This window comes from Comamonas sp. 17RB (assembly GCF_030056555.1).
GTDB classification, from domain to species: Bacteria; Pseudomonadota; Gammaproteobacteria; order Burkholderiales; family Burkholderiaceae_C; genus Comamonas; species Comamonas terrigena.
On sequence record NZ_JASHHY010000001.1, the window covers coordinates 1 to 25001 of the forward strand.

At 62.6% G+C, this 25001-nt stretch carries 21 protein-coding genes; 14 read left to right on the top strand and 7 right to left on the bottom strand.

The genetic code is table 11. The features are described from left to right. Together QM470_RS00005 and gloA are read right to left on the bottom strand one after the other, a co-directional pair. Positions 1-768, bottom strand: a 768-nt coding sequence (locus QM470_RS00005; protein WP_283337667.1) for an MCP four helix bundle domain-containing protein, incomplete at its 3' end; no start/stop codon positions are given. A 515-nt stretch (positions 769-1283) separates the two neighbouring features. Continuing rightward, on the bottom strand, positions 1284-1700 hold the full coding sequence (gene gloA, locus QM470_RS00010) for a lactoylglutathione lyase (RefSeq protein WP_283337668.1): 417 nt from the start codon (positions 1698-1700) through the stop codon (positions 1284-1286). Between the two features lie 316 nt (positions 1701-2016). Between gloA and QM470_RS00015 the strand changes: the two genes are divergently transcribed. Beyond that, complete coding sequence (locus tag QM470_RS00015) at positions 2017-2472, top strand: Lrp/AsnC family transcriptional regulator (protein ID WP_066534222.1); 456 nt, start codon at positions 2017-2019, stop codon at positions 2470-2472. Positions 2473-2656: 184 nt separating this feature from the next. Continuing rightward, the gene (locus QM470_RS00020) at positions 2657-2929 is read left to right on the top strand and encodes a PsiF family protein (protein ID WP_283337669.1); all 273 of its coding nucleotides are present in this window, start codon (positions 2657-2659) and stop codon (positions 2927-2929) included. Positions 2930-2986: 57 nt separating this feature from the next. Here QM470_RS00020 and QM470_RS00025 read toward each other — a convergent pair whose 3' ends face one another. Beyond that, positions 2987-5032, bottom strand: coding sequence for a sensor domain-containing diguanylate cyclase (locus QM470_RS00025; protein WP_283337670.1), 2046 nt, complete (start codon positions 5030-5032; stop codon positions 2987-2989). Between the two features lie 272 nt (positions 5033-5304). Then, complete coding sequence (locus QM470_RS00030) at positions 5305-5946, bottom strand: GntR family transcriptional regulator (protein WP_283337671.1); 642 nt, start codon at positions 5944-5946, stop codon at positions 5305-5307. 120 nt (positions 5947-6066) lie between these two features. Between QM470_RS00030 and scpA the strand changes: the two genes are divergently transcribed. The 7 genes from scpA to QM470_RS00065 all read left to right on the top strand — a co-directional run bounded on the left by scpA (position 6067) and on the right by QM470_RS00065 (position 15269). Beyond that, on the top strand, positions 6067-8253 hold the full coding sequence (scpA, locus tag QM470_RS00035; RefSeq protein ID WP_283337672.1) for a methylmalonyl-CoA mutase: 2187 nt from the start codon (positions 6067-6069) through the stop codon (positions 8251-8253). A 39-nt stretch (positions 8254-8292) separates the two neighbouring features. Then, the gene (meaB, locus tag QM470_RS00040; protein ID WP_283337673.1) at positions 8293-9303 is read left to right on the top strand and encodes a methylmalonyl Co-A mutase-associated GTPase MeaB; all 1011 of its coding nucleotides are present in this window, start codon (positions 8293-8295) and stop codon (positions 9301-9303) included. A 76-nt stretch (positions 9304-9379) separates the two neighbouring features. Beyond that, positions 9380-10915 carry an acyl-CoA carboxylase subunit beta gene (locus tag QM470_RS00045; protein WP_066534210.1) on the top strand — a complete coding sequence of 512 codons (1536 nt, stop codon included), beginning with the start codon at positions 9380-9382 and terminating at the stop codon, positions 10913-10915. A 30-nt stretch (positions 10916-10945) separates the two neighbouring features. Next, positions 10946-12994 (top strand): acetyl-CoA carboxylase biotin carboxylase subunit, encoded by a 2049-nt coding sequence (locus QM470_RS00050; RefSeq protein WP_283337674.1) that lies wholly within the window; start codon positions 10946-10948, stop codon positions 12992-12994. A gap of 207 nt (positions 12995-13201) precedes the next feature. Next, a complete protein-coding gene (locus QM470_RS00055) occupies positions 13202-14020 on the top strand; it encodes a YdcF family protein (RefSeq protein ID WP_283337675.1) in 819 nt (272 codons plus the stop codon). A 95-nt stretch (positions 14021-14115) separates the two neighbouring features. Then, positions 14116-14586, top strand: coding sequence for a VOC family protein (locus QM470_RS00060; protein WP_283337676.1), 471 nt, complete (start codon positions 14116-14118; stop codon positions 14584-14586). After that, entirely contained in the window at positions 14586-15269 is a 684-nt protein-coding gene (locus tag QM470_RS00065; protein ID WP_283337677.1) for a hypothetical protein, read from the top strand. Before QM470_RS00060 ends, QM470_RS00065 begins: the two co-directional genes overlap by 1 nt. Before the next feature lie 17 nt (positions 15270-15286). Here QM470_RS00065 and QM470_RS00070 read toward each other — a convergent pair whose 3' ends face one another. Further along, complete coding sequence (locus QM470_RS00070) at positions 15287-16258, bottom strand: Bug family tripartite tricarboxylate transporter substrate binding protein (protein WP_283337678.1); 972 nt, start codon at positions 16256-16258, stop codon at positions 15287-15289. A gap of 272 nt (positions 16259-16530) precedes the next feature. Beyond that, entirely contained in the window at positions 16531-17601 is a 1071-nt protein-coding gene (locus QM470_RS00075; RefSeq protein ID WP_283337679.1) for a site-specific integrase, read from the bottom strand. A gap of 115 nt (positions 17602-17716) precedes the next feature. Here QM470_RS00075 and QM470_RS00080 point away from each other — a divergent pair, with 115 nt between their 5' ends. Then, positions 17717-18712 carry a DNA-binding protein gene (locus tag QM470_RS00080; RefSeq protein ID WP_283337680.1) on the top strand — a complete coding sequence of 332 codons (996 nt, stop codon included), beginning with the start codon at positions 17717-17719 and terminating at the stop codon, positions 18710-18712. Between the two features lie 102 nt (positions 18713-18814). Here the strand turns inward: QM470_RS00080 and QM470_RS00085 are convergent, their stop codons facing one another. Further along, on the bottom strand, positions 18815-19624 hold the full coding sequence (locus QM470_RS00085; protein WP_283337681.1) for a SprT-like domain-containing protein: 810 nt from the start codon (positions 19622-19624) through the stop codon (positions 18815-18817). A gap of 381 nt (positions 19625-20005) precedes the next feature. Between QM470_RS00085 and QM470_RS00090 the strand changes: the two genes are divergently transcribed. From QM470_RS00090 to QM470_RS00105, 4 genes are all read left to right on the top strand, one after another. Then, a complete protein-coding gene (locus QM470_RS00090; protein WP_283337682.1) occupies positions 20006-21148 on the top strand; it encodes a porin in 1143 nt (380 codons plus the stop codon). A gap of 105 nt (positions 21149-21253) precedes the next feature. After that, entirely contained in the window at positions 21254-22834 is a 1581-nt protein-coding gene (locus QM470_RS00095; protein ID WP_349307052.1) for an esterase-like activity of phytase family protein, read from the top strand. A 447-nt stretch (positions 22835-23281) separates the two neighbouring features. Further along, the gene (locus QM470_RS00100) at positions 23282-23791 is read left to right on the top strand and encodes a sigma-70 family RNA polymerase sigma factor (protein WP_283337684.1); all 510 of its coding nucleotides are present in this window, start codon (positions 23282-23284) and stop codon (positions 23789-23791) included. Further along, on the top strand, positions 23788-24819 hold the full coding sequence (locus QM470_RS00105; protein WP_283337685.1) for a FecR family protein: 1032 nt from the start codon (positions 23788-23790) through the stop codon (positions 24817-24819). The genes QM470_RS00100 and QM470_RS00105 overlap by 4 nt, the downstream gene beginning before the upstream one ends. The last annotated feature ends 182 nt before the right edge of the window (positions 24820-25001 follow it).

Sequence of the window (25001 nt, forward strand, 5' to 3'; positions counted from 1 at the left end):
GTTCATGTCGTGCAGGGCCTGCAGCAGCTGGCCGGTTTCGTCGGTACCGGTCACGCGGATGTCGGCGCTCAGGTCGCCATCGGCCACACGGCGGGCCACGGTGACGGCATTGCGCAGCGGGGCGGTGATGCCCTGTGTCAGGCGCCAGGCGCTCACGGCACCAATGGCCAGGGCCAGCACGGCCAGAATCACGAAATAGGTCTGGCTGGTGTTTTCGATGGCCTGTACTTCGGCCGCATTGGCGTCCAGGCTGGAGCGCTGCAGGCTCAGCAGCTTTTCGAGCTGCTGCAGATAGGCCTGGGCCACCGGCGCGTAGTCATTGGCCAAGGCAGCATCTGCCTCGCTGGTCAGGCCTTCGGCCTTGAGCTTGCCCACTTTGTCGCGCGTGGCCAGATAGGCTTTGCGGATTTCCAGAATCTTGTCCAGGATCTCTCGCTCGGCCGGCATGGAGATGCGCTTTTCAAACTGATTCAGTAGCTCCACCGCGTTCTTGGAGGAGGCAGCGGCCTCCGCAGCAAAGAAAGGCACCAGGCTGGCGTCGCTGCTCTTGGCGATGGCCGTGGTGCGCGTCACCCCCACCGTGACAAATTTGCTCCAGTCGCTGATCAGGCGTTCCTTGGTCAAGGACTCTTCCAGCATTTGCTGCGTGGCTTTGCCTACGGAGTGCATCTGCCACATGCCGATGCCGGTGATCACCACGGCAAACGCCAGCACCACGGCAAAGCCCAGGCCCAGACGGGCACCAATGTTGAGCTTGGAAAACTTCATCGCATTCATCCATTCCACAGAAGACGTTCACGCAGCCGGAACGGGAACCATGCCATCGGCGCAGGAAAGAGCAGGAAAGCGCAGCAAGCTGTGCATTACCGCAAAAAGTAACTGAAAGTAATACCGATTATCAGAGAATTGCGTAAAGAATGGCGATGGATGGTGTCGCGCAGGCGTAAGCCTGTCTGCTTGCGCTGTGGCATGGCGTTGCGTGTCCGCAGGCGGAGCCTGCCCAGGAACACAGTCCAGCGATGCGGCCGCTGCGCCAGTCCGGTGAACGCACTGCCACCGAGCGCTCCCGCCATGGCATATCTGCGCGCGGCAGGCCTGGCGTTGCGCAGTGCAAGACAGGGGCAACGTCGCTGTGTTCCGCTGCGACCAGACAAAAAACGGCCCCCGGCACCAGGTGGCGGCGGGGGCAGAGTGGGTGTGGAGGCGCAGCCGGCTGTTCGCTCAGCATTGATGCGCCATCGGTGGAGCCGTCCCGTCTGGTGCGGCTCTCAGAACAGAACAGATCAGCGCAGGCCGGTGCCCGCGCCTTGGTCGTCCTTGCGCTCGATCAGTTCGATCTTGTAGCCATCAGGATCCGTCACAAAGGCAATCACGGTGCTGCCGCCCTTGACCGGGCCGGCTTCGCGCGTCACGTTACCGCCAGCAGCCTTGATCTTCTCGCAGGCGGCATAGGCGTCGGGCACGCCCAGCGCGATGTGACCGTAGGCATTGCCATGGTCGTAGCTTTCGGTGCCCCAGTTGTAGGTCAGCTCGATCTCGGCCTGACCCGGGTTGCCGCCTTCAAAGCCCAGAAAGGCCAGCGAATACTTGTACTCGGGGTTTTCCGAGGTGCGGATCAGTTGCATGCCGATCACGTTGGTGTAGAAGTCAATCGAGCGCTGGAGGTTGCCCACGCGCAGCATCGTGTGGAGGAATCGCATAGTCATGCTGCACATTGTGCCTGCAGTCGTCTCATCCATGCTGGGCCAGGGCACCATGCAAACAAGCAGGCCGCGGCACCGGGGATAAGGTGTCGCGGCCTGATTCAGGTGCTTCGGCGGGGAAGTACTTCACATCTCCATATGCCGACGGTTTATCAGCGCTGTCATGTGACTGGTGTTGCGGCCATCGTCAGCGCCGCTCCCATGGCTGTCAGTGTGCGCCGGGTGCTACAGAAAATGTTGCTTCAAATTTGCAGATTGCCGCCCGCTACAGAATTTTGTTTTGCTTATTAAGAATGAGCCGTAAAATTTTCTGATGGATGCTTTGGATCGAAAAATTTTGGCGGTATTGCAAACCAATGCACGCGCCAGCCTGCAGGAGGTGGGGCAAGCCGTCGGCCTGAGTGCTTCGCCATGCTGGAGCCGTATCAAGCGCATGGAGGAAGCCGGCGTGATCGAGGGCTACACCGTACGCCTGAACCCCCAGGCGCTGGGTTTGGCCGACACGGTGCTGGTAATGGTCACGCTGGACAGCCATTCCGACAATACGCTGGAGAAGTTTGGCGAAGTGCTGGCAACCATTCCCGAGGTGGTGGAAGCGCACCTGGTGTCCGGTGAGTACGACTACCTGCTGCGTGTCGTGGTCAAGGACACCCGCGATTACGAGCGTCTGCTGCGCGAAAAACTCTACAAGATCAAAGGCATACGCCACAGCCAGTCCAGCTTTGTGCTGCGTACGCTCAAGCGCTCCGACCTGCCCTTGGGCGTGTGAAGGACAGGGCGTGGGAGGCGGCTGCCCAGGCTTCAAGCTCAATCGGTTGCCGGCGCCATCGGTGCTTGCCAGGCATGCTCACAAAAATTTGCAGAAACCGATCGGCTTGTCATTGCTGGAGGGTGGGGGCTGTGCTGAAATGGCTGCGCGCCGGTCATCGGCGTGATTGCACACAACACACACCATGAAAAACTGCATCGTTCTGTCCGTACTGGTTCTGGCTGCTTCGCTGGCATCTGCTGCCGACAAGGCTCCCACAGCCCAGCAAAACCTGATGGGCACCTGCAATACCGAAGCCGCTGGCAAGAAGGGTGATGAACGCAAGGAGTTCATGAAGTCCTGCCTGTCAGACGGCAAGAAGCGCCAGCAGGAACGCATGAAGTCCTGCAATGCCGATGCCACCGGCAAGAAGGGCGACGAACGCAAGGCCTTCATGAGTGCATGCCTGAAGAAGTAAGCGGCGCAGCCGGCGCCTCCACGCCCCCCACCGCATCCGCGGTTTTTGAGGGGGCGGCTATTCCGTTGCCGGGGCGGGAGTGATGCCACTGCCTGCGGGCCTGACCGGGTGTTGTGCGAGGCGGGCAGCAGCCAGCAGAGTGGCGGCGGTGTGCCCCTGGCGCGGGTAAAGCGCCCAGCCACAGCTGGCGGACACCTGGATCACGATGGACGACAATTCCACAGGCAGCTGCAGTGCACCGATCAGGCGGTTGCACATGATGTGCAGCCCTTCCTCATCCTTCAGTCCCGCCAGCACCACCACCAGTTCATCACTGCGCCCCCGCGCCAGCGTGTCTTCGCCACGCAGGTAGCCACGGATGCGGTAGGCCACTTTTTCCAGCAGCTCGTCGCCCACACTGCGGCCATGAATTTCATTGATGCGGTGGAAATGGTCGAAATCGATGCTGATCACGGCCAGCTGCGTGCTGTTGCGTTTGGCCGAAGGGATGGCGTGGGCGATGTGTTCGATCAGCAGCACTTCATTGGGCAGACCGGTCACGCTGTCATACAAGGCTTTGTGTTCCAGCGCCAACTGGGCGCGGGGGTGCAGGCTGACATCGCTGATCACCGCCACGTAGTGTGTCAGGCGCTTGTGTTCATTGAGCACCGCGGTCAAGGACAGGCGCTGCGTCCAGTCACTGCCATCGGCGCGGGGCAGAACGACTTCACCTTGCCAGTTGCCATTGGCCGTGACCGCCTGCCAGATGGACGGCATGTTGATGGCCGGTTTGGCACCCTGGTACAGCGCATCGAACGGCGTGTGCACACATTCTGCGCGCGACAGGCCGGTCAGGTGGACAAAGGCCGGGTTGGTTTCCACCACCAAGTGGTTGGCGTCAATGACGGCAATGCCTTCGCAGGTGTGGTCAAACACGCTGGCGGCAATGCGCAGCTGCGCCTCGGTGCGTTTGCGCTCGGTCAGGTCATAGGCAAAGCCCACAAAGACCGGCCCGTCCGGGGTATCGGCCTGGCCGATGGACAGGCGCAGCGGGATATGGCGCCCATCCTTGTGCATGCCCAGCACTTCGCGGCCGGTGCCGATGATGCGCCGCTCACCGTTCTGGTGATAGCGTTCCAGGTAGCCATCGTGCTGTTCCGCCAGGGCGGAGGGCATCAACAGCTTCAGATTGCGGCCGATGATGTCGCTGGCTTTCCAGCCGAAGATCCGCTCGGCAGCGGGGTTGAAGCTTTGCACCAGACCCTGGCCATCGATGGTGATGACGGCATCCACTGCGGTGCTGGCCATGGTCTGCAGACGTGACTCGCTGCGCTGCACCTGCAGCCACAGACCGCGGTAACGCAGTGCAGCACTGGCCAGTGCCATCAGGCCGAACATCACTGCGCAGATACCGATAACCAGCAAGGCCAGGCCATGGCTGAAGCTGGTATCGTCCAGGCCCGGCTGTACGCTGTTCCCCACAAAGCGGGCTGCCGACATGGAGATGTAGTGCATGCCCGTGATGGCGCCCCCCAGCACCACTGAGGGCAGCACCAGCCGCTGCCAGATGGGGCTGTGGCTGCGATGCACCATGCGGTTCCACAGCACCAGTGCACTCACTGCCATCAGTATGGCAACGGCCAGCGAAGCGGCGAACAGCCAGGGGTCGTAGCGCAGATCGGCGGACATGTGCATGGCCGACATGCCGCTGTAGTGCATCAGCGCAATGCCCATCCCCACCACCACGCCGGCCGCCAGCAGCCGGGGCAGGCTGGACTGCGGGGCCAGCAGGTGGCGCAGCGCCAGCCAGGACGCAAACAGCCCGGGGAGCATGGATGCCAGGGTCACGCCCAGGTGGTAGTGCACATCCACCGGCAGCTCCAGAGCCAGCATGCCGATGAAATGCATGGACCAGATGCCCAGGCCCAGCGTGCCGCAGCCGCACAGCAGTGCCACCTGCCGTTGGAAGCGGCCCGGAGCACGTATACCGGCCTGCACCAGGTACAGCGCCAGCACCGAGGCGGCAATCGCCACGGTAATCGACAGAATCACCAGCAAAGAGTCATGCCGCACATGCAGCAAATGCTCCGGCTGGCCTTGCAGCAAAAAGAAATTCGAAAGCAACGTGACTCCTTGGTGCAGTGGCATGTATGCGGCACGTGCAACGTGGCGTCCAAGTCCTGCAGCGCCGCACACAGCATGGCTCACACAGTGTCCACAGGCTGGCGGTGCGTGCGCTGGGCGCGGGACGGGACGTCGCTCGGCAGCAGCAGTGCCAGCTTAGGGGGGGGCAAGAAGGGCGCCAATCCCGCCGGGCCGAATGGATGCCCGAGATGACAATTGGTGGCATTTACCGCGGGACGACGCAGCCCACTGCACTGGCAAAAAGAAGCCTGTCAGGCGGCGGCGCGCAGACCGTTGCGGAAATGCAGCTGCATGGCCAGGCGCGCGCCTTCGCTGTCGCGCTGGTGCAAGGCCTGGAGGATGTTGCGGTGCTCCTGCAGGCTGTCGTGGATGCGGCCGGTCTTGAACAAGGACTGGTGGCGGTTGAGTTTCATCACCTTGCGCAGGTCATCCACCACCTGGTTGCGCCAGCGGTTGTTGGCCACGGTGAGCAAGGCCATGTGAAAACGCTCGTTGACGGCAAAGAAGTGCTCTGCATCGTCGACGGCGGCCTCCAGCTCATCGTGCAGGGACTGCAGCTCTGTCAGCTGGGCAGCGGTGGCCAGGGTCGCGACCACGCCGGCTGCATCGCTCTCCAGCAAGGAAAGCAGGTGGTACACGTCCTTGAGATCGGTCTCCGAAACCTCGGTCACATAGGCGCCGCGGCGCGGCTTCATGGTCACCAGGCCTTCGGCGGCCAGCACTTTCAGCGCTTCGCGCAGCGGCGTGCGGCTGATGCCGAATTCCTCGGCGATCTTGAGCTCATCGATCCAGCTGCCGGGTTCCAGCGCACGTTGAAAAATGCGCTGCCGCAATTGTTCGGCAACTTCAACATACAGAGCACGGGGTGTAAACAGGGCAGGGGAATGGGACATGGGCCGCTAATTGTAAAGGCTCGTCAGTTTCGGTTCGGGTTGTGCATTCATAATTATGAATAATGTACACTCTCGCGCATTGAGCGATTCACTGCAACCTTTTTTGGATCATCGTTTCCCATGAGCCACGATTCCCAAGCCGCGCAGGGCGCAGCCCAGCCTGACGATTTCACCCAATCCAGCCTGAAAGACTGGGCCAAGGCCGCTGCGAAGGCGGCTCCTGGCGGCGATGTGGAAGCCCTGGACTGGGTCACGCCGGATGGCATCACGGTCAAGCCCTTGTATACGGCAGAGGACACGGCAGCCTTGCCCTACACCAATACGCTGCCGGGTTTCGAGCCCTATATCCGCGGCCCCCAGGCCACCATGTATGCCGGCCGGCCCTGGACGATCCGCCAGTACGCAGGCTTTTCTACCGCCGAAGAGTCCAATGCCTTCTACCGCAAGGCACTGGCCGCCGGCGGTCAAGGCGTGTCGGTGGCTTTCGATCTGGCCACGCACCGCGGCTACGACTCCGACCATCCCCGTGTGACCGGTGACGTGGGCAAGGCCGGGGTGGCGATTGATTCGGTCGAAGACATGAAGGTGCTGTTCGACCAGATTCCCCTGGACAAGGTGTCCGTCTCCATGACCATGAACGGTGCCGTGCTGCCGGTGCTGGCCGGCTACGTGGTGGCGGCGGAAGAGCAGGGCGTGCGCCAGGACCAGCTGGCAGGAACGATTCAGAACGACATTCTGAAAGAGTTCATGGTGCGCAACACCTATATCTACCCGCCCAAGCCGTCGATGAAGATCATTGGCGACATCATCGAGTACACGAGCCAGAACATGCCCAAGTTCAACTCGATCTCGATTTCGGGCTATCACATGCAGGAAGCCGGCGCCAACCAGGCGCTGGAGATGGCCTTCACGCTGGCCGACGGCAAGGAATATGTGAAAACAGCCATTGCCAAGGGCATGGACGTGGATGCGTTTGCCGGTCGCCTGTCCTTCTTCTGGGCCGTGGGCATGAACTTCTATCTGGAAGTGGCCAAGATGCGTGCCGCGCGCCTGCTGTGGTGCCGCATCATGAAGGGCTTCGATGCCAAGAACCCCAAGAGCCTGATGCTGCGCACGCACAGCCAGACCTCGGGTTGGTCGCTGACCGAGCAGGACCCCTACAACAACGTGGTGCGGACCACCATCGAAGCCATGGCCGCCGTGTTTGGCGGCACCCAGTCCCTGCACACCAATGCACTGGACGAGGCGATTGCCCTGCCCACGGAGTTTTCCGCTCGCATTGCCCGCAACACCCAGCTGATCATCCAGGAAGAGACCCACATCACCAATGTGATCGACCCCTGGGCCGGTTCTTACATGATGGAAAAGCTGACCCAGGAAATGGCCGACAAGGCCTGGGCCATCATCGAAGAAGTGGATGCCATGGGCGGCATGACGGCCGCCGTGGATTCCGGTTGGGCCAAGCTCAAGATCGAAGCCGCGGCAGCCGAAAAGCAGGCCCGCATCGACTCCGGCAAGGAAGTCATTGTCGGCGTCAACAAGTACAAGCTGGCCAAGGAAGACCCGGTCGACATTCTGGAAGTGGACAACGTCAAGGTGCGTGACAGCCAGATTGCCAGCCTGAAGGACATCAAGGCCAAGCGCGACCAGCAGGCAGTGGATGCGGCCCTGGCCGCGCTCACGGCGGCGGCAGACACCGGCCACGGCAATCTGCTGGACCTGTCCATCAAGGCCGTGCGCCTGCGCGCCACGGTGGGTGAAATCTCCGACGCGCTGGAAAAGTCCTTCGGCCGCCACCGCGCCGATACGCAAAAGGTGACCGGTGTGTACGCTGCCGCTTACGACTCGGCCGAAGGCTGGGACAAGCTCAAGGAAGAGATCAACACCACTTCCGGCGCCCTGGGCCGCCGTCCCCGCGTGATGATCGCCAAGCTGGGCCAGGACGGCCATGACCGTGGCGCCAAGGTGGTGGCCACCGCCTTTGCCGACCTGGGATTTGACGTGGACATGGGCCCGCTGTTCCAGACGCCCGAAGAGTGTGCCCGCCAGGCCATCGAGAACGATGTGCACGCCGTGGGCGTGTCCACGCTGGCAGCCGGCCACAAGACCCTGGTGCCCGCCATCATTGCCGAACTCAAAAAGCAGGGTGCGGACGACATCATTGTCTTCGTCGGCGGTGTGATCCCGGCCCAGGACTATGACTACCTGTTCAACGCCGGCGTCAAGGGGGTGTATGGCCCCGGCACGCCGATCCCTGCCAGCGCCAAGCATGTGCTGGAGCAGATCAAGCAGGCCCACAACCTGTAATCTGTCGCTGATACCGAGACAGAGCAAAGGCGATCTGCTGTGACCCCTGAGCAAATGCAAGACGGCATTCTGCGCGGCAATCCTGCCGTGCGGCGCCGCGCCATGGCCAAGGCCATCACCTTGCTGGAATCTTCGCGCCCCGACCACCGCGAGCAGGCCGATGGCTTGCTCACGGCCCTGCTGCCGCACACCGGCAAGGCATTCCGCCTGGGCATCAGCGGTGTGCCCGGCGTGGGCAAGTCCACCTTCATCGAAGTCCTTGGTCTGTACCTGATCGGACAGGGGCTGAAGGTGGCGGTGCTGGCCATCGACCCGTCGTCCACCGTTTCCGGCGGCTCCATCCTGGGGGACAAGACCCGCATGGAGCAGCTGTCGATGCGGCTGGAAGCCTATATCCGTCCCAGTCCGTCCAGCGGCACCCTGGGGGGGGTGGCCGAGAAGACCCGCGAAGCCATGCTGGTCTGCGAGGCTGCTGGCTACGACGTGGTGATCGTCGAAACCGTGGGCGTGGGCCAGAGCGAGATTGCCGTGCACGGCATGACCGACATGTTCTGCGTGCTGCAGCTGCCCAATGCGGGCGACGATCTGCAGGCGATCAAAAAGGGCGTGATGGAGCTGGCGGACCTGGTGGTCATCAACAAGGCCGACATCGACCCCAACGCCGCCACGCGGGCGCAGGCCCAGATCACGTCCAGCCTGCGGCTGCTGGGCATGCATGGCAATCCCGACCACGCCTGTACCGGCGCACTGTGGCAGCCGCGGGTGCTGCAGATCAGCGCCTTGCTGGGGCAGGGGGTGGAAGGCTTCTGGGCAGAGGTTTCCAGCTTCCAGGACCTGCAGACTCGCAACGGCCGTCTGGCCCAGCGCCGCGAAAAGCAGTCGCTGGCCTGGATGTGGGAGCGCATCGACTTTGGCCTCAAGCAGGCTTTTCGCCAGCATCCGCAGGTGCAGGCCCTGCTGCCCTCCCTGCAGGCGGATGTGGCGGCAGGGCGTATCGCGGCCAGCACGGCAGCACGACATCTGCTGTCTGCGCAATCCAGTAGCGCGTAGACAGCCCAACCGAATCACCGCAGACGCCGCACAGGCCGAGCGAGGCACACAACCCAAATCACGTTAGAGGACAAGCATGCAAGAAGACATCCTGAAGCAGCTGGAAGCCAAGCGAGAACTCGCTCGGCTGGGTGGGGGACAAAAGCGCATCGACGCACAGCACAAGAAGGGCAAGCTGACGGCGCGCGAACGCATCGAGCTGCTGCTCGACGACGGCACCTTCGAAGAATGGGACATGTTCGTGGAGCACCGCTGCACGGACTTCGGCATGGAAAACACCAAGATCCCCGGCGACGGTGTGGTCACCGGCTACGGCATGATCAACGGCCGTCTGGTCTTTGTGTTCAGCCAGGATTTCACGGTCTTCGGCGGCGCACTCTCCGAAACCCATGCCGAGAAGATCTGCAAGGTGATGGACCAGGCCATGAAGGTCGGTGCCCCCGTGATCGGCCTGAACGACTCGGGTGGTGCACGCATCCAGGAGGGTGTAGCCTCTCTGGGCGGCTATGCCGATGTGTTCCAGAAGAACGTGCTGGCGTCGGGCGTGGTGCCCCAGATCTCCATGATCATGGGCCCCAGCGCCGGTGGCGCGGTGTACTCGCCCGCCATGACCGACTTCATCTTCATGGTCAAGGACAGCTCCTACATGTTCGTGACCGGCCCTGAAGTCGTGAAGACCGTGACCCACGAAGAAGTCACGGCCGAAGAACTGGGCGGCGCCATCACCCACACCACCAAGAGCGGTGTGGCCGATATGGCCTTTGACAACGACGTTGAAGCACTGATGATGCTGCGGCGCCTCTACAACTACCTGCCGCTGAACAACCGCGAAAAAGCGCCCGTGCGCATCAGCACCGATCCCGTGAACCGTGCCGAAATGTCGCTGGACACGCTGGTGCCAGAGAATCCCAACAAGCCCTACGACATGAAGGAGCTGATTCTCAAGACCGTGGACGATGGCGATTTCTTCGAGTTGCAGCCCGAATACGCCAAGAACATCCTGATCGGTTTTGCCCGCATGGCCGGCCAGACCGTGGGCATTGTGGCCAACCAACCCCTGGTGCTGGCGGGCTGCCTGGACATCAAGTCCTCCATCAAGGCCGCGCGCTTTGTGCGCTTCTGCGATGCCTTCAACATCCCGGTGGTCACGTTCGTCGATGTGCCCGGCTTCATGCCCGGCACCTCGCAGGAATACGGCGGCATCATCAAGCACGGCGCCAAGCTGCTGTACGCCTATGCGGAAGCCACCGTGCCCAAGATCACCGTCATCACGCGCAAGGCCTACGGCGGCGCGTACGACGTGATGGCTTCCAAGCACCTGCGCGGCGACGTGAACCTGGCCTGGCCCCACGCCGAAATCGCCGTGATGGGCGCCAAGGGTGCTGTGGAAATCATCTTCCGCGAAGACAAGAACGACCCCGAAAAACTCGCTGCACGCGAAGCCGAATACAAGGCCCGTTTTGCCAACCCGTTCGTGGCCGGCGCACGTGGCTTCATCGACGATGTGGTGCAGCCGCACGAGACGCGCAAGCGCATCTGCCGTTCGCTGGAAATGCTCAAGAACAAGCAGCTGGAAAATCCGTGGCGCAAGCACGGAAACATTCCGCTCTAAGAAGAACAAGAACCAGGAGAACTACACACCATGTTTACCAAGATCCTGATTGCCAACCGCGGCGAAATCGCCTGCCGCGTGATCGCCACCGCCCGCAAGATGGGCATCCAGACCGTGGCGGTCTATTCCGACGCCGACAAGGATGCCCGCCATGTGAAGCTGGCCGACGAGGCCGTGCACATTGGCGCCGCGCCCAGCCGTGAGTCCTATCTGCTGGGCGACCGCATCATCGCCGCCTGCAAGTCCACCGGCGCCCAGGCCGTGCACCCGGGCTACGGCTTCCTGTCGGAAAACGAAGCCTTTGCCAAGCGCTGCGAAGACGAGGGCATTGCCTTCATCGGCCCCAAGGCACATTCGATCGCGGCCATGGGGGACAAGATCGCCTCCAAAAAGCTGGCTGGCGAGGCCCAGGTCAATACCATTCCGGGCTACAACGACGCCATCGAGAATGCAGAAAAGGCTGTCGGCATTGCCCAGGGCATCGGCTACCCGGTGATGATCAAGGCTTCCGCCGGCGGCGGCGGCAAGGGGCTGCGCGTGGCCTACAACGACAAGGAGGCGCTGGAAGGCTTTACCGCCTGCCAGAACGAAGCTCGCAACAGCTTTGGCGATGACCGCATCTTCATCGAGAAGTTTGTGCAGGAGCCGCGCCACATCGAAATCCAGATCCTGGGCGACAGCCACGGCAATGTGGTGTACCTCAACGAGCGCGAATGCTCCATCCAGCGCCGCCACCAGAAGGTGATCGAAGAGGCGCCCAGCCCCTTCATCAGCGATGCCACCCGCAAGGCGATGGGCGAGCAGGCCGTGGCCCTGGCCAAGGCCGTCAAGTACCAGAGCGCCGGCACCGTGGAGTTTGTGGTCGGAAAGGACCAGGATTTCTACTTCCTGGAAATGAACACCCGCCTGCAGGTGGAACACCCCGTGACCGAATGCATCACCGGCCTGGACCTGGTGGAGCAGATGATCCGCGTGGCAGCCGGTGAAAAGCTGGCGTTCACCCAGGCGGACGTGAAGCGCGACGGCTGGGCCATCGAGTGCCGCATCAACGCCGAAGACCCGTTCCGCAACTTCCTGCCTTCGACCGGCCGCCTGGTGCGCTTCCAGCCCCCCGAACAGACGATGTGGCAGGCCAACACCCAGAGCCTGCAGGGCGTGCGCGTGGACACCGGCGTGTTCGAAGGCGGCGAGATCCCGATGTTCTACGACTCGATGATCGCCAAGCTCATCGTGCACGGAAAGGACCGGAACGACGCCATTGCCAAGATGCGTGAAGCCCTGAACGGCTTTGCCATCCGCGGCATCAGCTCGAACATTCCGTTCCAGGCGGCGCTGCTGGCACACCCGGATTTCGTCTCGGGCAAGTTCAACACCGGCTTCATCGCCCAGCACTATGCCAACGGCTTCCATGCCGAAGACGTGCCGCACGCCGACCCGGACTTCCTGGTCGCACTGGCCATGTTCCGCAACCGCCGCTACCGCGCCCGGGCTTCGACCATTACCGGTCAGATGCAGGGCCACCAGGTGCATGTGGGCCACCAGTACACGGCAGTGATACTGGGTGCCGAAGGCAAGCACCAGTACGTGAGCGGCGAGGTGACCGACTTTGACGCCGAAGCCCGCGTATGCAACGTGGTGGTCAACGGCAAGACCTACGAGATGCGCAGCAACGCTGACCTCCGTGACCTGGTGGTGCGCGGCAGCTGCAACGGCAAGCCTTTCACCTGCCAGATTGAGCGCGGCACGGCCAAGAACCCGCTGGCTCTGCGTGTGATCCACAACGGCACGCAAGCCGATGTGCTGGTGCTGTCGCCCAAGGGCGCCACGCTGCACCAGCTCATGCCCTACAAGGCACCGCCCGATCTGTCCAAGTTCCTGCTTTCGCCCATGCCCGGCCTGCTGGTCGACGTGGCGGTGCAGCCCGGTCAGAAGGTGCAAGCCGGTGAAAAGCTGGCGGTCATCGAAGCCATGAAGATGGAGAACATCCTGTTCGCCGTGCAGGACGGTGTGGTGAGCAAGATCAGCGCCGCCAAGGGCGATTCGCTGGCTGTGGACGACATCATTCTGGAATTCGAATGATGGCGGCAGACGTGGCGGTGCCGACATGGCGTTGCGCCGCCACGCTCTGGTCTGTGTGACGGGCCCGCGCGGTTGGCACCGCGCGGGCTTTTCATCAGGCACACTCGGAAGGTAACAACTGGTTGCAGTTAAGCTCTGCAATATCCGTCAAAACCACCTTCCGCGCACCCGGTACTTGCGCAAGCAGCTATGTATTTGAAAGCCCCTTTGGCCACTTTGTCATCGTCCACCTCCAGCCGCAGCCCTGGTCAACGCCTGCAACGCACGCTGCTGTCTCTGGTCAGTGCCGTGCTGCTGGCCGATGCCGTGGTGCTGATGATGTGGAACCACTTCAATGTGGGTGTGGTGGTGCCGGGTGCGCTCGGCGCCGTGGGTGCCTTGCTGGCCTGGCTGTGGCCGGAAGTACAGCGCTGGCGCCACAGCAAGCGCAGCCACGCCGCCTTGTGGAAATGGGGCTGGATCCTGCTGGCACTGTGGGTGCTGAGCGTGCTGATCTTCTGGAGCCGCTTGCTGGGCATCGGCGTGCCTCCCGCGCAAGTGCCGGCAGTGGAGGCCATCGTGGTGCTGGGCAGTGGCACGCAGGACGGCCGGCCGCGCCCGGTCCTTCAGGAACGTCTGGACACGGCGGCCCAGCTGGCGCGCCTGCAGCCCATGGCCTTGATCGCCGTGTGCGGCGGCATCGACTGGGGTGAAACCGAAAGCGAAGCCGCCGTGATGGCCCGCTATCTGATGGAGCGCCACAGCATTTCCCCCGAACGCCTGGTGATGGAAGGCGAAAGCACCAGCACCGAATTGAATCTGCAACTCAGCCGCCCACTGCTGCAAGAGCGCGGCGTGGACGCCACCGCGCCCATGGCCATGGTCAGCAGCGACTTTCATTTGATGCGCGCCATGGGCATGGCACGCCAGCAAGGTCTGACCGGCATGGTACCCGTGGCTGCGGCCACTCCTCTGGCCACACGCTACAACGCCTGGCTGCGGGAATACTTCGCCATGCTCAGCAGCTGGGCACTGGGCGAGGTGTGAAGGCAAGGGCGGGGCGTGTTGCGATTATTTTGAATCCAATTGGCGGCCTGTACTGAACAGGAAAGCACAGGCCGCTACCTCATAAGGAGTATTTCATGACTGCAAACACCCGTCCTTTCAAAGTGCTGGGCATCCAGCAAGTCGCTATCGGCGGTACCGACAAGGGCCGCATGAAGAAGCTGTGGGTAGACATGCTGGGCCTGGAACAGACCGGCACCTTCCAAAGCGAGCGCGAGAACGTGGACGAAGACATTCTGGCCATGGGCAAGGGCGCCATGAAGGTGGAAGTGGACATCATGCAGCCCATGGACATCGAGAAAAAGCCAGCCGTGCACGCCACGCCGCTGAACCACATCGGTCTGTGGATCGACGACCTGCCCAAGGCCGTGGAATGGCTGACCGCCAACGGTGTGCGCTTTGCCCCCGGGGGCATCCGCAAGGGAGCTGCCGGCTATGACATCACCTTTCTGCACCCCAAGAGCAACGACGAATTCCCCATTGCCGGAGAAGGCGTGCTGATCGAACTGGTGCAGGCACCTGCGGACGTGATTGCTGCGCTGGGCTGATGCATCCACAGCAGACGCCTGCAGCGCCAGAGCGGCTGTGCCAGCATGTCCAGGCATTGGAATCGCTGATTGCCAAGGCTTGCGGCACGCTGGATGCGGGTCTGCAAGTGTTCTGGCCTGCGGTCAACCACATGCGCAATGGTTTGTCCGAGGCACATTTGACACTGCAGCTGGCCCATGCGGCCCAATCCGCAGGGTGGTGCGCCTACCCTGAAGTGGGAAGCCAATCGTTCGAGGCAGGACACACACGTATTGACTTGATGCTGCTGAAGCCTGAGGAGTCCGGCAGCAGCAGTTGCCTGGCGTTGGTGGAATGCAAAAAACTCTACTCGGTCGAAAAGGCCGAAGAGATGCTCCAGGACTTGCAGAAAATGCAACGCCTCGAATTTCGCAGCGGCTTTCGAGACCGTGCGCAATGGGCCGAGGCGCCCAGCTATGCCATATGGTTGGCCTTTGGTTTCAGCGAAAGCTGGAGAACGTGGTGGTGTGCACCGTACCTCTACGACAACGGTGGAGCCTGGGACCGGATGCACCATGTCCTCACCAAAGACGCGCTGCTGTTCGGTGCCCACAGCCTGCAGGCGCACCATCCTGCAAGCAGGGCGCACCACCATGTGCTGTATGCGATTTTTCCCATATCGAGCGTGGAGGACGACCGCGCCGTAAAGCCTTCTGCTCGCTAAGTGCGCTCTGCGCAGGCTCAGTTCTTGACCTTTTCCAGCCCCAGCCGCTCGATGATGACCTTCTCTCGCTGGCTCACTTCGCGGGCAAATTGGGTGTACTGCTCGCTGCTCATGTAATTGGGCAGCATGTCGTACTTGGCCAGGGCATCGATGGAGGATTTGTCCTCCAGCGCCTTTTTGAAGGCATCGTGCAGCTTTTTGACCACCTCGGGTGGTGTGCCTTTGGGGGCCACCAGGCCGTAAGGTGAGGTCTGCACGATATCGATGCCCAGTTCCTTCAACGTGGGTACATTGGGGAAGCGTTCCATGCGCTTTTCGCCCCAGACATTCAGTAGCTTGGCCTTGCCAGATTCCACATAGGGCACAAAGGCGCTGCTGTCGGCCGCAGCCATCACATGGCCACCCAGCAGGGCCTGGGCAAGATCGGCGCTGCCTTTGAAGGGCACATGGGTCAGCTGGATGCCTGCCGCTTCGGCAATGCGCTCCATGGTCAGGTGCGGGCTGGTGAGGTTGCCGCCGGCAGAACCATAGGTAATCTTGCCGGGGTTGGCCTTGGCATAGGCCACAAAGTCCTGCCAGCTGTTGAACGGACTGTTGGCGGGTACGGTCAGGCCAAAGGTATAGCCCGTCAGATTGATGATGTAGCGCAGATCCTTGAGGGGGTCCCAGCTCATCTTCTGTGTATAGCCCGTGCGGAAAATGCCTAGCGGCGACTGGCCGATGGTGTATCCGTCAGGGGGCGACATCTGTACCGTGGTTGCTGGCAGGGTCCCGCCGGCACCGGGCTTGTTCTCCACCACGATGGGCTGTCCCAGTGTCTTACTGGCGTGTTCGGCTATCACGCGCATGGTGATGTCGGTGGGCCCTCCGGCCGGGAAGCCCACCTGCAGCTTGATGGGGCGAGATGGGAAATTGTCCGCAGCATGCACTGCAGACAGGCCCGCAAAGGTGGCCAACAAACAGACCGACTTCCAAACCCAACGTGGCATACAGATTCCTTGGGTGCCGCGGCACCTGATTCAGTGGAGGAGAGGCATCACTTTGGGTTTGTGCAGCAAAGGCTTTGGCATCACCAGGGTGCGAACCCTAGGGCGCAGATGTGTGCCGGCCCGGATCGAGAAGACATGCACCGGCCTGGCCCCCCATCGGCGTGCATCCGTGAGATGTCAGGGCTATCTGCGACAGGGCAGGCAGTGCTTCACCGCCGCAGCAAGGCTGCAAAAGGTGGCGGGACGCGGTCTGATCGCCCCGCATCTTCGGGCTAGTCCTCATCCATCATCCGCGCCGCCTGGTTGTGCAGCGCCGATTCCGCGCGGAAGTAGCCCAGCACCGTGGCCACGCTGTGGTGGCCGGTCAGGGCCATGGTTTCGGGCAGGGGTACATTGCGGCGCCCAGCCTCGGTCACAAAGCCGGAGCGCAGTGAATGCGCGGAAAAATCGCCTTCCACCCCCGCGAGTGCGCACCGTTCCTTGACGATGGTGCGCACGGCCGCAGGCGACAGCGGCTCTGCCACATGGCCGCCTTTGCGTATGCGGCGGAAGATGGCTCCGTCCATGATGCCACTGGCCGTTAGCCATTCCTGCAGCGCTGCGCCGGCCGCACCCAGCACCGGCTTGTGGTTGTCGGGTGCATCCATGCCCGCCTGGTTGGTTTTGGAGTGGGTGAGGGTGTAGAGGTATTCCTGCGGTGCGACCCGGCGCAGGTGGCGCATTTCGGCCTGCGCCACCTCAGAGCGGCGGCGTCCGCCACTGGCCCAGGCAAACAGCAGCAATGCCCGGTCACGCTTGCCGCGCAGGCTGTCGTCACAGGTGGCCAACAAAGCGCTCAGCACCTCCTTGGTGATGGCCGCTTTTTTCTGCGGCATGGCGCCACGTTTGGCGTAGGCCTTGCGCGTGCGCGCCATCAGCTCGCGCACATGGGCGTCCTGGCATGGATTGGGCCAGTCCTGGCTCTGGTGGTATTTGGACAGCACCGCCACACGGTGCACCAGCGTGTTGTAGGAGGGGGCGCCCATGCGGCCCTTGTGTCCCGCCTGCACCAGCGCACGGTCCATGGTTTCCGGCAGCTCGCAGCGCAGGCCGGTGGGGGTCTGGCGCTCGGCATGGTCCACGATGAACTGGAGTACGTGCGCCACATCCGTTGGCCAGACCATGTCTTCGCCATGGCGCAGGCGGTGCCAGGCCTGCCAGTAGCGCAGGGCGCTTTGGTAGCTGGCTCGGGTGTTGACGGACTCTCCCTCGGCCAGCAGGTCCTTGATGGCGTTGACCGTGGCGTGGCCCAGTTGTACCGGGGCTTCCACCCCCTTTGTAGCGCCTGAGACGAGATATTGCATATGTATGATGTAGTATTTGTTATATTTAATACGTTACATGTATGTTGTTATATAATAATATTCAACAAATCACGATAACAATCACTTATCGATGGTAATCGAAAAGGATGTGGGCATGAACACCAGCAAAAGTACGCGAGGAATCCAGGAAGCCGATGTATGGGGCGCCGCAGACGCCCTGATCGCCCAGGGGCTGCGTCCCACGATCGAGCGCGTGCGCCAGCACATTGGTCGTGGATCGCCCAATACCGTCAGCCCCATGCTGGAAGCCTGGTTTGCCACGCTGGGCGCCCGCCTGGGGGTGGCGGAATCTGCCCAGGAACCGGCAGACGACGTACCGGAGCCGGTGCGTCAGGCCGCGCAGCTGATGTGGGTGAGCGCGCTGGAGCAATCCAGGCAGGCAGCAGAGCAGCTGCTGCAGGAACGCGAATCGGCCATTGCGGCGGCCGAGAAGACGGTCGCTGCCAATGAACAGCACCTGGTTCAGCGCGAAGAGGCCATGCACCAGCAGAAAAAGGCCATGGACGACGCCATGAAACTGGCGCGCAGCCAGGCACAGGAACTGTCGCGCCGCCAGGACGAGATGCAGCAGCTGCTGCAGGAGCGTGAGGCGCAGATCCAGGCGCTGCGCAACGAAATGGCCGAGAAGAACCGTCTGCGTGAAGAAGACCACAAGCAGCACGCCGAAGCACTGCAGGCCGCATCCGCCGAGCGCCAACGCCTGGCCGAACAGTTTGCCGGCAATGAACGCCGCATGCTGGCCGATCTGGACCGCGCACGGCAAGATCTGGCCGCAGGCAAAAAACAGCAGGCCGAGGGCGAGCGCCGCCAGCAGGCACGCTACGAAGAACTGCACGAGCGCTTTGTGCGTTCCGAAGAAGAGCTGGTGCAAACGCGCGGAGCACAGCTGTCGGCCGAACAGGCGTTGTGCTCGGCCCTGGAGCGCATTGACGATCTGAAGGCCTTGGCCGCCATGCGCAGCCAGGTGGCGCAGCAGTCGCAGGCCCTCATCCATCCTGTGGCTGATGTAGCTGCCTCACGGCCACGCCTGGCACGGGCCGCGGCACGCAAAAACCTGCCTGCGCGAGCCCTGCGGAAAAACCGGAAATAACTACCCTGGGGGCTGGACTCCTCTGAGCGCTCAATCTGAGGGCGCAGAGGAAGCGCATCATGAAAACACAGCGCCTGAAATTTTCTTCGGCTCTGGCCTGTGCTAGCTCAGAGCGACAAATCGACTCCCGCAGTCGCCACACACAATATTCAGGTTGGGCCTGCCCCAGACACTCAGCTTCGGGCACCCGCTGCATGTGTATTTGGTACGGTTCGACCTGTTGAGGGCGGCCTCGGGGGAGGAGGGCTCCTCGCCTGCGGCAACTTCTGCGATGGGTTTGCGGCTGGGTCCACCAGGGCGAACCGCGCCCGCCAGGGCCGGGTTGTCTTTGATGGGGGCTGAAGCGCCCGTGACACCGACCAACTGCGCAGACACGGTGTTTTGCCCCAGCTGCACGTGCTCCTCGGCAGGAAAACGGTCGTACCAGCTCAACGAGAAATCACTGGTCAGAAGCGATTCGCAAGCGGCCAGGAAGCGGCCGCCGGCAACAGGGTAGTCGGCCATCATGTCCCCGGTGCGCTTGCCGCCAGGCTGGCCGGTGGAGGAGGGCATCAAGCCGATGGATTCCATCTTCTGTGCCCACTGCTCGTTGTGATAGCGGCCACGACCTGGCTGACCAAAGTGCTGCTGCCAGAGATGGGCCATCTCATGCACCAAGGTCTGCATGGTCTCCACCAGCGGGACAACCGCAAAGTAGGAGGGGTTGATGGCGATCTCGTCGGTCGTTGCGCCTTCGAGCGACGCAAATCGCGCGGCCGAGAAATACCCCACAGTGCGCTTCTCCCGCTGGAGCGTCAGAAGGCAGTGGGGCAACCTGCCATCAAACAACGCTTCATTGAAATGGTCGTAGGCCTGCTGCAACTCGGAGTAGGTCTGGTGTGTCGGAGCAGTACCGGGCATGGTGTTGGACATCGATGGTTTGTATTGTGCAATACAAAACCCTCCAAACATCTGACTGAACGGGTGGAGGAGGGGCCAGCCAGCATGCGCTTGCAGATGCAAGTCCATCGTGGTGCGGCACGCATTCAGCCTGGGCAAGCGCACGTGGCAGCGCGACGATGCGACGGGTCAATCCCGGGGCAGGACCGAACACCAGTGCCGTCTTGCAAGCCGGGGCCGAACACAGCAAGACGGCCTTGACGCAGGAACACACACGGCATGCGCGGCGGCAGTGACTTTCACGCCACACAAAATGACTGTCACAAACAGTACTTGTGCGTTGCTTAGAGTTTCCGCAGCGGTTGCAGAAAGCCACCGCCATTCCCTTTGATCAGTTCAGTTCGTATCTCGGCAATGAAAACTCAAAAAGCGCACTCGCGCACCCTGGCACTCGTGATGGGCACGTTGGTCGCATCGACTTCCAGCCTGGCATTGGCACAATCTTCCGTCACCGTTTTTGGCGTGGTGGACGTCGGTATCACCAGCGCCAAGTCCGGCAGCAACAGACTCAATGCATTGAACTCCAGTCAAGGCAAGACCAGCCTGATTGGCTTCCGCGGCAAGGAAGACCTCGGCGGCGGCAACCAGGCGGAGTTCTGGCTCGAAGGTGGACTCAACCCCGACGCTGGTACCGGTGGCAGCAGCGGCTCTCTGGCTTTTGAGCGCCGCTCCACCATCGGACTGTCCAACAAGACCTGGGGTGAAATCCGCCTGGGTCGCGACTACACCCCCAGCTACAACATCTTCACCGCCTTCGGTGGCCCTGACACCACCACCGGCGTGCAGGCCAACCTGTTCCAGACCATCCGCCAGACAGCCTACAACGCAGCCAGCCAAAGCGGTACGGTGGATCGCACGCGCATCAGCAACTCCGTCAGCTATTTGCTGCCTCGCGACCTGGGTGGCTTCTACGGCCAGCTGTCGGCATCCTTCGGTGACGAAAACACCTCCGGCTCCGGCGCAAGCAAGGCCCGCAAGTATGTCGGCGGTAGCCTGGGCTACCGCTCCGGCCCGCTGAACATGGGCATCGGCTACGGCAAGATGTCCGGAAACCGTGCAGTGACCGCGCCCAGCGCCATCGCCGCAACCAGTGACCTGGACGACTTGGCACTGGGCGCTTCGTACAACTTCGGCAGCTTCGTGCTCAGCGGCGGATACAACCGCCTGAAGTGGGAGCCCGTCGGCACCGGAACATCCGGCAAGGTCGACGGTTTCTACCTGAGCGGCGCCTTGCCTCTGGGCCCGGGCAATCTCCGCATCAAGTACGCCAGCGCCAAATTCAGCGGAAACGCCACGGCCCTCACGCGCAGCGGCGGCAAGGCCGACAAGTATTCGATCGGATATGTCTACGACCTGTCCAAGCGCACATCGCTGTACGGCGGTGTGGCGCACGTCAGCAACAAGAACGGTGCCAGCGTTGGTCTGATCGGCGGCCCGGCGGGTGTTGCCAACGCCAGCTCGAGCGGTGTGGACCTGGGCATCAGCCACTCGTTCTGAACGCCGCCAGCGTCTTTTCATAGCGAACCTCCACCTTGGAACAGGCCCTTGCCCCGCAGGGCCTGTTTTTTTGGCCTTCCATCTTCTTCTCCCGCCATACCCGCCATGCGCCACCTCCATTCTTCCTTCTGTCTGATGGCAGCGACTGCCGCTGCGGTCGCCTTGCTGAGCGCCTGCGCCGATACCCGCCCGCTCCAGGTTGCTGGTGCCGAAACGGTCACGCAGACCACCGGTGTCGGCAGCATCAGTGCCATCGTCACGCGCCAGGACGTCCAGTTCGACAGCCGCTTTTATTTCCCCTATGAAGGCAAGCACCCGGCCACCAAGGGCGATTTCCCCCAAGGCTTTCTGCCGGCCTACGGTTCCGGCTTGGCCTTGAAGGGCCGGCGCGCCGACGGCACGCTGGAGTTCTACGCCATCACCGACCGCGGCCCGAACGCGACCACCGGCCCGGTCACGCAGATCACCGACGGCTCCAACCCCACGGGCTTCGCCAGTTCCACGGTGTTTCCATCGCCCAACTTCACGCCGTCCATTGGCGTGATCACGCTCGGCAAGGATGGCGCCAAGCTTGTCTCGACCCTGCCGATCAAGTTCAGCGCCACACAGAACGCCAATGGCCGGGTACAACCGCGCGGCATCACAGGCAACACGGGTGAACAGGTGCTGGACGACTCCTTCACCTATCCTGGCAATGCCAAGGGCTACAGCGAATTCGGCTTGGACACCGAATCCGTGGTGGTGGATGCCGCACGCAATGCGCTGTGGGTGTCCGATGAATACGGCCCCTTCATCGTGAAGATCGACCCGGCTACCGGCATCATCCAGAAAAAATACAAGCCCGGTACCGGCGCAGCCGATTTGCCAGCCATCCTCGCCAAGCGCCGCGCCAACCGGGGCATGGAGGGGCTGAGCATCGATGTGGCCAGCGGCAAGCTGCATGGTTTCCTGCAAAGCCCGCTGGACGACGGCAAGGCCGACTACACCGGCGCAGCCGTTCCCGGCGCGACCGGCAAGCCGGAGAACGTGCGCGACTATGCCCGCTTTGTGCGCTGGGTGGAATTTGACCCCACCACCGAGAAGACCCGCCTGTTTGCGCTGCCCGTGGACAGCCGCTGGTACAGCCAGGGCAAAACCGGCAACGCCAAGCTGGGAGATGTGGTCTCGCTGGGCAAGGGAAAGTTCATCGCCATAGAGCAGGGCGCGGGTCAGGACAAGAAAGTCTTCAACGATCTGGTGCTGATCGAGTTTCCCGCCAACGCGACCGACATCACCGCACTGGGCTCCGACCTGGAAAAAAGCAGCCTGACCGGCAAGCCGGTCAATGGCGCGGACTATTCCAAGATCGTGACGCTCAAGAAGACCCGGCTCTTCAACTTGAACGCTACCGGTTGGGTGGCCGAGAAAGCCGAGGGCCTGGCACTGGTCGATGACCACACCTTGGCGCTGACCAACGACACCGACTTCGGTGTTTCGCTGGCCGTGCTGGACGCCAACGGCAAGGAGATCGAAGGCTCCGACGTCACCAAATGCATGGTGGACGCCGACGGCAAGATCGTGAACGACGGCAAGTGCGCCAAGGGCGCGGCAAGCCTGCGCTTTACCACCAACGACGTCAACGATCGCGCGCAGCGACTGTGGACCTTCAAGTTCAGCAAGAAGTTGAGCGAGTACGGCGCGCTCTGAACGGCAGCGACTGCATGAGCAACGCAATGCGCCCCGTGGCAACGCGGGGCGCATTGTTGTTTGCAGCAGATCCGCTCGAAGCGATCCATGAGGGACCATCGTGTGTCCCGATTTCATGGCTGCGCACCAGCAGATGTGCGAAGCCACTAGGGCACTAGGCCACGAGGTCTCGGGGGCGAAGGATAAGTCCGAAGCCGAGGATCTGCACCTCGTTTCAGACCTTTGGCACCGCGGCCACGCCTTCGGCCATTTACCTGCTTTGCACAGAGGAGAGCCGCGCATCTGCGCCTGGCGGTCGGTGCCTATATAGAGCAGCTTGAATGCTCCGCGCTGTGGCGTAAATGCCGCGACCACGGCAGCGATGCGCAAGCCTGTGGATACAATTGAACGAGAATTATTATTGTTTGATTGCGGACCTCTTGTCCTGCAGAGGAATAGAGACCCGCCATGCCTACCGCACCCAGCTCCCTTCACACCGAAGTTGCCAGCCTCTATACCGATCACCACGGCTGGCTGCAAGCTTGGCTGCGCAAAAAACTGGGCGATGTGCACCAAGCGGCCGATCTAACGCACGACACCTTTGTGCGCCTGCTGACGCGTGAGGAGCCTGTGCAGGCGCGCGAACCCCGGGCCTTCCTGACCACCGTGGCCCAGCGCGTGCTGGCCAACCACTACCGCCGCCAGCAGTTGGAACGAGCCTACCTGGAAGCCCTGGCCATGCTGTCGCCGACCCTGGTGACTTCGCCAGAGGAGCGTGCTCTGGTGTTCGAAGCCTTGGATGAGATAGACCGCATGCTCGACGGCTTGGCTGCGCCCGTGCGCCAGGCTTTTCTCATGTCCCAGCTCGATGGCATGAAACAGGCTGAGATCGCCCAGGCCCTGGGCATTTCACAGACCACCGTCAAACGCTACCTGGTCCAGGCTGGCCTGGCCTGTTTTACGGCGGTAGGAGCATGAGCAGGGCCGCGCCGGCCCGCAGCCCGCTGCTTCCCGACGTGCCGGCCACCGTGGCCCAGAGCGCCGTGGAGTGGTGGCTGCAGTTGCAGGATGCGCCCGCCAGCGCCGCGTTGCAGATGCAGTGGCAGGCATGGTATGCGGCCGACCCCCAGCACGCCCAGGCCTGGCAGCGCATTGAGGCCGTGCAGCAGCGCTTGCAAGGTCTGAACAGTCCGCAGACTCCACCCCTCCTGGCCGCCGCACGCGCCGCCCTGGTGCCGCGGCGTCGCGCGGGTCGGCGTCGTGCCGTCCAGGCCCTGGTGCTGCTGGTGTTTGGCGGTGGCGCGGTTTGGCAGATGCAGGCCAACACGCCCTGGCGCAGCTGGGTGGCCGATGTGCGCACGGCGCACGGCGAACGCCGGCGCCTGACACTGGACGACGGGACCCAGCTTGTGCTGCACAGTGGCAGCGCCCTGGACCTGGCGTACAGCATCACGGAACGCCGCCTGGTGCTGCGCGGGGGCGAAGTCCATGTGACGTCCGCCTCTGACCGTCAGCAGCCTGCTCGTCCACTGGTTGTGCAGACCATGGCTGGTGAGATGCGGCCCCTGGGCACACGGTTCACCGTGCGCACGGCAGACGATGGGCGCAGCCTGGTCGCTGTGTATGAAGGCGCGGTGCAGTTGCAGCCACGTCTGGCGCCCGCACAGACCCAGGTGCTGCCGGCCGGCCGCCAGGCTTGGCTGGATGCAAGCCAGGTGCTGACGCCCACACCGGCCGACGAAGACCACACGGCCTGGATCGACGGCATGCTGGTGGCGCGCGGCTTGCGCCTGGATGCTGTGCTCCAGGCCCTGCAGCCCGCCAGCAGCGCCACCTTGATCTGTCACCCTGCCGTGGCCGGCCTGCAGGTCTCGGGCACCTACCCGCTGGACGACGTGCCGCGCGCCATGGTCAGCCTGGGCGCGCTGCTGCAGCTGGAAGTGCACACGCTGCGTCGTTGGTGGGGCGGGCAGGAGATTGCGATCGCCCCCGTGGGCGTGCTGTAGCAAAGCTGCAAAAACCATATCAAGCGCCCCTTGTTTTTCCTCCAGCAGAGCAGCCCGCGCCGATCAGCCCGCAGATCTTTCTAAAAAATATTTGCATCAAAGGTGGTCTATTTGCCACTTTGGCGGGACATGGAAGAAGAGGGCGGGACTGCACCGCCCGGGCCGCCCCTGGCCGCTGCCGG

Bases quoted from the DNA above. Each gene is read 5' to 3' on its own strand.
- gloA (WP_283337668.1), bottom strand. From the start codon at position 1,700: ATGCGATTCCTCCACACGATGCTGCGCGTGGGCAACCTCCAGCGCTCG.
- QM470_RS00015 (WP_066534222.1), top strand. From the start codon at position 2,017: ATGGATGCTTTGGATCGAAAAATTTTGGCGGTATTGCAAACCAATGCA.
- QM470_RS00020 (WP_283337669.1), top strand. From the start codon at position 2,657: ATGAAAAACTGCATCGTTCTGTCCGTACTGGTTCTGGCTGCTTCGCTG.
- QM470_RS00030 (WP_283337671.1), bottom strand. From the start codon at position 5,946: ATGTCCCATTCCCCTGCCCTGTTTACACCCCGTGCTCTGTATGTTGAA.
- scpA (WP_283337672.1), top strand. From the start codon at position 6,067: ATGAGCCACGATTCCCAAGCCGCGCAGGGCGCAGCCCAGCCTGACGAT.
- QM470_RS00045 (WP_066534210.1), top strand. From the start codon at position 9,380: ATGCAAGAAGACATCCTGAAGCAGCTGGAAGCCAAGCGAGAACTCGCT.
- QM470_RS00050 (WP_283337674.1), top strand. From the start codon at position 10,946: ATGTTTACCAAGATCCTGATTGCCAACCGCGGCGAAATCGCCTGCCGC.
- QM470_RS00060 (WP_283337676.1), top strand. From the start codon at position 14,116: ATGACTGCAAACACCCGTCCTTTCAAAGTGCTGGGCATCCAGCAAGTC.
- QM470_RS00065 (WP_283337677.1), top strand. From the start codon at position 14,586: ATGCATCCACAGCAGACGCCTGCAGCGCCAGAGCGGCTGTGCCAGCAT.
- QM470_RS00070 (WP_283337678.1), bottom strand. From the start codon at position 16,258: ATGCCACGTTGGGTTTGGAAGTCGGTCTGTTTGTTGGCCACCTTTGCG.
- QM470_RS00075 (WP_283337679.1), bottom strand. From the start codon at position 17,601: ATGCAATATCTCGTCTCAGGCGCTACAAAGGGGGTGGAAGCCCCGGTA.
- QM470_RS00080 (WP_283337680.1), top strand. From the start codon at position 17,717: ATGAACACCAGCAAAAGTACGCGAGGAATCCAGGAAGCCGATGTATGG.
- QM470_RS00085 (WP_283337681.1), bottom strand. From the start codon at position 19,624: ATGTCCAACACCATGCCCGGTACTGCTCCGACACACCAGACCTACTCC.
- QM470_RS00090 (WP_283337682.1), top strand. From the start codon at position 20,006: ATGAAAACTCAAAAAGCGCACTCGCGCACCCTGGCACTCGTGATGGGC.
- QM470_RS00095 (WP_349307052.1), top strand. From the start codon at position 21,254: ATGCGCCACCTCCATTCTTCCTTCTGTCTGATGGCAGCGACTGCCGCT.
- QM470_RS00100 (WP_283337684.1), top strand. From the start codon at position 23,282: ATGCCTACCGCACCCAGCTCCCTTCACACCGAAGTTGCCAGCCTCTAT.
- QM470_RS00105 (WP_283337685.1), top strand. From the start codon at position 23,788: ATGAGCAGGGCCGCGCCGGCCCGCAGCCCGCTGCTTCCCGACGTGCCG.